At 73.4% G+C, this 5164-nt stretch carries 4 protein-coding genes and 1 pseudogene; 2 read left to right on the top strand and 3 right to left on the bottom strand.

Features of this window, described 5'->3' with window-relative positions:
• On the top strand, nucleotides 1–1139 hold a 1139-nt coding region (locus ACWF94_RS32765), incomplete at its 5' end, for an ABC transporter permease (RefSeq protein ID WP_453496869.1).
• Here ACWF94_RS32765 and ACWF94_RS32760 read toward each other — a convergent pair.
• Nucleotides 1129–2724 carry an aminotransferase class V-fold PLP-dependent enzyme gene (locus ACWF94_RS32760; protein ID WP_453496866.1) on the bottom strand — a complete coding sequence of 532 codons (1596 nt, stop codon included), beginning with the start codon at nucleotides 2722–2724 and terminating at the stop codon, nucleotides 1129–1131. The two genes, ACWF94_RS32765 and ACWF94_RS32760, sit on opposite strands and share 11 nt — an antisense overlap.
• A 108-nt stretch (nucleotides 2725–2832) precedes the next feature.
• Entirely contained in the window at nucleotides 2833–3648 is an 816-nt protein-coding gene (erm, locus tag ACWF94_RS32755; protein WP_453496863.1) for a 23S ribosomal RNA methyltransferase Erm, read from the bottom strand.
• Between the two features lie 357 nt (nucleotides 3649–4005).
• Between erm and ACWF94_RS32750 the strand changes: the two genes are divergently transcribed.
• Nucleotides 4006–4974 carry a zinc-binding dehydrogenase gene (locus ACWF94_RS32750; protein ID WP_453496872.1) on the top strand — a complete coding sequence of 323 codons (969 nt, stop codon included), beginning with the start codon at nucleotides 4006–4008 and terminating at the stop codon, nucleotides 4972–4974.
• Between the two features lie 10 nt (nucleotides 4975–4984).
• On the opposite strand, the pseudogene ACWF94_RS32745 reads toward ACWF94_RS32750, so the two are convergent.
• A pseudogene (locus tag ACWF94_RS32745) lies at nucleotides 4985–5164 on the bottom strand (ABC transporter permease); the annotation flags it as partial.

Below are 5164 nucleotides of genomic sequence, written 5' to 3'. Positions count from 1 at the left end.
GGCTCATGGACACCCTCGCCGCCCTGGCGGCGTCGGGGGTCACGGTGGTCGTCACCACCCACTCCCCCGCCGATCTGGCCCGCTGCGACCACATCGCCTTCCTCACCCCGGACGGCCGATTCGCGCACGCCGGAACCCCCGATGAGGTGCTGGGGCACTACGCCGCCACGGACTTCGCACAGGTGTACGCGGCGGTCGCGGAGATCCCCCACGATCCCGCCGCCCCCGGGATCACCGAGCCCGGCACGGAGACGACGGCGAAGGCCGCGCGACGGCCACCCCGTACCGGACCGGGACCGCTGGCGCAGTGGCTGCTGCTGACCCGGCGCGGCGGTGAGATCCTGGTGCGCGACCGGCTGACCGCGGCGATCGTCGTGGGCTCCCCGCTCATGATCGTGGCGATGTTCGCGCTGCTGTTCAGGCCCGGTGTCTTCGATCCGGCGCGGCCGAGTCCGTCGTCGTCGGCGATGGTGCTGTTCTGGATCGCGTTCGGCGCGTTCTTCTTCGGCCTGGCCTACGGGCTGCTCCAGATCTGCGGTGAGCTGGCCGTCGTCCGCCGTGAGCGCCTCACCGCGCTGCGGCTCGGCCCCTATCTCGCCTCCAAGGTCACGCTCCTGCTGCCGGTCCTGGCACTGGCCGACGCCGTGCTGCTGGCGGTGCTGCGGGCCGGGGACCGGCTGCCCTCGGCCGGCTGGGACGTGTACGGGTCGCTGTTCCTGACCACCGCGCTGGCGTCCGCGGCCGGGCTGACGCTCGGGCTGCTCACCTCGGCCGCCGTCTCGGACCCCGGCCAGGCCGCGCTGATGCTGCCGCTGCTGTGCTTCCCCCAGGTGCTGTTCTCGGGGGCGTTCGTCCCCGTACCGCTGATGGCGGCGGCGGGGCAGTGGCTCAGCGGGGCGATGACGAACCGGTGGGCGTACGAGGCGCTGGGCGCGGGGGCGGACCTGGAGGGTCTGTGGACGACGGGCGCCTCCCCTCTCGGCCCGCCGCTGCTCGCCTCGTACGGGGACACCTTCGCCCACGCGCCCTGGTCGCGCTGGCTCGTTCTCGCCGGTTTCACCGTCCTCTTCCTGGCGGTGGCCTGGTGGGTGCTCGACCGGCGCTGCCCGACCCTGGCCCGGCCGATCGTCAGCAGGTGAGCCGGGGTTCCAGGCCGTCGGCCGAGGGAACGCGGTCGCGGTAGGTGTTGTCCAGGAAGCGAAGCAGGGCGTCCACGTCCCCGGGGCTCGACGGGAGTCCCAGGGACACCCGGACCGCGCCGCCGGAGGGCAGCCCGAGCCGGGCGAGGTAGTCGTCGATGGTCATGGCTCCCCGGTAGCGCCCGGTGCGCCGCAGGGACTCGGAGCCGATCGCGAAGGCCGCCTCGCCCGCGCCCGGGTTGCAGAAGCACCCCGTCCGCAGGGAGATCCGGGCGGCCGTACTGTCCCTGGCCACGATCCGCTCGTCGACGACGGCGCCGCGCGCGTCGAGGATGTTCAGCGCCACGGTGCCCCCGCGCAGCCGGGTGGTGCGCGGCCCGTAGAGCCGTACCAGCGGCCGGCCGTCGCTGTGGCACAGCCGGGTGAGTCCGGTGAGCAGCCGGGCGGTGAGCCGGGCGACGTGGTCGTGCACGGCGTCGACGCCGACGGTCTCGACCCAGTCGAGACCGGTGCAGATCTCGGGCAGGGCGTGGAAGTTGACGGTGCCGTCCTCGAAGGCGGCCTCGCCGTCCGCGAGGCGGTGCCACTGGCCCTCGGCACTGACGACCTGGATCGTGCCGCCCGAGAACCAGGGCCGCCGCAGCAGCGCCAGCGACTCGGTCCGGGCGATGAGGCAGCCCACGCCCGTGGGGTAGCCGAACACCTTGTACCAGCTCAGTACGGTGAAGTCGGGCCCCCAGTGGCTCAGCCGCAGCGGGTTGGTCGGGGCGAACGCCGCTGCGTCGAGCAGGACGTGCCAGCCGCGTTCGCGTGCGTACGCTATCCACTCCAGGGGGTGCTGCACGCCGCTGAAGTTGCTCTGGGCGGGGAAGGCGAACAGCCCGCGCCCGCCCCGCCGGCCGCGCAGGGCGGCGGCCAGCGCCTGCTCCGGGATCCGCAGGTCGGGCCCGGCGAGCGGCACATAGGTGGTCGCCGCCGACCGGGCGCGGGCGAACTCGCGCAGCCCGTTGACGGAGTTGTGGTTGTCGAGGGTGAGCAGCAGTTCGGCGTGCCGGCGGCGGAACGGGTAGCCCTCGCCGACGAGCCGGCAGGCCCCGGTGGCATTGGCGGTGAAGACGACGGTGTACTCGGCCGGGTCCGCTCCGGCGAAGTCCAGGACCCGGCGCCTCGCCTCCTCCACCAGGGCGGTGGTGGGGGCGGACGCCGGGCTGTCGGTGTGCGGATTGCCGTATACACCGGTCGTCAGCCGGTCGCTCTGCGCGCGGAGCTGGCGGCGGGCGGGAAGTCCCGCGCCGGTGTGGTCGAGATAGACATGGCGGGTGGAGTCGAGATAGCCGTACTCGGCGGTGCGCACGCGCGCGAAGTCCGGCGGGCCGCCGGTGCGGCCGTCGCCGTCCCGCTCGGGGCGACGGCGGTTCTCGTGGCCGTCGTCGCTGATGTGGCTGACGTGGCCGTCGTGCGCGTGCCGCTCGCGGCCGTCGTGGTGGTCGTACTCGTCGTGGTGGCTGTACGCGTCGTGGTCGTCGTACGCGTCGTGGTCGTCGGACGGCGAATTGTCGTCGGTGTCGGTGGTGTGCTCGCTCATGCGTCCCCCACAACCGTCCCGCTCCCCTGGTTCCAGGATGCGGCCGTGTCCGCGCCCCGGCAAGGTCGCCTCGGCGGGAGAGCGGGAGGTCGAGGAGATATCGGCAGGTCAGCGGCGGGTCGGCGGCCTGCGGTCCGGCGGGGACACCCGGCGTTCCCGGCCGGTGAGGCGGAACAGATCAGCCCACTGCCCGGCGGTGAGGCTCTTGGGCAGGGCCATGGGGCCTACCCCGTGCGCCCGCAGCCATCGGTGGAGCTGGTGCCGGGGGACCCCCGGGGCCGCCGCGCCGAGGATCTGCGCCAGTCCGCTCCCCCGGCCCGTGAACACCCGGTGCACGAAGTCCTGGTAGCGGTCGCGGTCGGCGGGCGCCACGAGCGGGCTCCCCCGGCGGGTCAGGGTCAGCAGTCCGCCGTCGACTCCGGGCCGTGGCCTGAACGCCGACGCCGGGACCCGTCCGGCCAGGGCGAAGTCGTACCAGGGCCACCACTGCGCCGTCATCATCGTCGCGCCGCCCACTCCGGCACGGCGGCGCGCGACCTCCCACTGCACCAGGAGCACGGCGTCGGTCCAGCCGGGGGCACGGACGATGTGCCGGAGCATCGCGGTCGTCGCGTGGAAGGGCAGATTGCCGACGAGCACATGGGGCGTGGCGGGCGCCCGGTAGCGCAGGAAGTCGGCGTGGACGATCGTCGTCGGCGCGTGGGTGCGGCCGGCCAGCCGCCGGGCCCTGCGGTCGTCGATCTCGATTCCGGTCAGCGCCCTGCCCAGTCGCTGCAGAGGCAGGGTGAGCGCGCCGTCCCCGGTGCCGATCTCGATGACCGGTCCGGCGGTGCGTTCCACCAGGGCGACGAAGTCGCTGATCACGGCGGGGTCGACAAGGAAGTTCTGGCCGAGTTCATGACGGCCGGGACGGTGGGTGTGCAACAGATACTCCGCGGCTTCGGGTTGAGCCGGGCAGCACCTCGGAGGGCCGCTCGGCGAGTACACGCAGAAGCGGCGGAACGTCCTGAGGGGAACGAGGGCGGACCGCCGCTACGGGCGGCGGGTCCTCGTGTAGCACATGCAGCACATGGGACAAGACCTTAACTGTCCCGTACAGACACTTCAAACCGGTGGGCCGGCCGCCGCCGGGACCCGTACGCGACGGTCCGTCACCCGGGTGGGGATGCCGCCATCGGTGCCCTGTTCGGGCGCTCCCCGGCGTCCGGAGCGTGTGATCACCGCGCGCTGTCCCACTATGGGTCCGGACGCGACCCGAAGGAGGCCGGGGTGGACAAGACCATGCGAGCCGTCGTGCTGGAGGAGCCGGGGCCGGTGGATCAGCTGCGGCTGCGTACGCTGCCGGTGCCCGAGCCCCCGCCGGGGTGGGTCCGGATCAAGGTGGAGGCGTTCGGGCTCAACCGTTCCGAGCTGCACACCCGGCTGGGACTGGCCGAGGGGGTGGTCCTCCCCCGGGTGCTCGGCATCGAGGCGACCGGCACCGTCGACGCCGACCCCGACGGCGTGCTGAGCCGGGGGCAGCAGGTCGCGGCCCTGATGGGCGGCATGGGCCGTACGTACGACGGCGGCTACGCCGAGTACACCGTGGTGCCGCGTGCCCAGGTGGTGCCCTTCCGCTCGGCCCTGCCGTGGGAGACGCTCGGCGCGGTGCCGGAGACCCTCCAGACGGCCCATGGGTCGCTCACCACCGGTCTGGATCTGCGCCCGGGTGATTCGCTGCTGATCCGCGGGGGTACGTCCGCGCTCGGTCTGGCGGCCACCGCCCTCGCCAAGGACATCGGGGCGAGCGTGCTGGCCACCACCCGCAATCCGGACCGGCTCGCGGCGCTCGCCGAGCACGGGGTCGATCAGCCGCTGCTCGACGACGGGGAGATCGCCGCCAGGGTCCGTGAGTTCGTCCCCGAAGGGGTGGACGCCGCCCTGGAACTGGTCGGTACCCCCACCCTGCCGGACACCCTGGCGGCCACCCGGGTCCATGGGACGGTCTGTTTCACCGGCATGCTCTCCAACCAGTGGACGATCCCGGACTTCTACCCGATCGCCTATCTGCCTCGGGGGGTCCGCCTCACCGCGTATCACGGCGACGCCGCCGATCTGCCGCCCGAGGTCCTGCAGCGGTGTCTGGACCGGATCGCGGCCGGGGAGATGACCCTCGGTCCGGTCCATGTCTACTCGCTGGACGACATCAGGGCGGCGCACCAGGCTCTGGAGAGCGGCCGTACCCCGGGCAAGCTCGTCGTCCGGCTCTGAGCCCGCACCCTCACCCGACTCGCTGGAGGGCCTTCTCCCGGCGCTGGGCGACGCTGGAACCCGACTCCCGCCGCGCCATCCGGCGCAGTACGACCGGGGCGACGAGCAGCCCGGCCACCGCCCAGGCACCCAGCACCGCGACGGTCTCCAGCTGCCGCCAGGACTCGCCGATCTCGACGGCGACCGCGGC

This window comes from Streptomyces sp. NPDC055078 (assembly GCF_053607985.1).
The sequence above is the reverse complement of the archived record's forward strand: the minus strand, read 5'-3'. Positions and strand labels throughout refer to the sequence as shown.

Bases quoted from the DNA above. Each gene is read 5' to 3' on its own strand.
- ACWF94_RS32760 (WP_453496866.1), bottom strand. From the start codon at position 2,724: ATGAGCGAGCACACCACCGACACCGACGACAATTCGCCGTCCGACGAC.
- ACWF94_RS32750 (WP_453496872.1), top strand. From the start codon at position 4,006: ATGCGAGCCGTCGTGCTGGAGGAGCCGGGGCCGGTGGATCAGCTGCGG.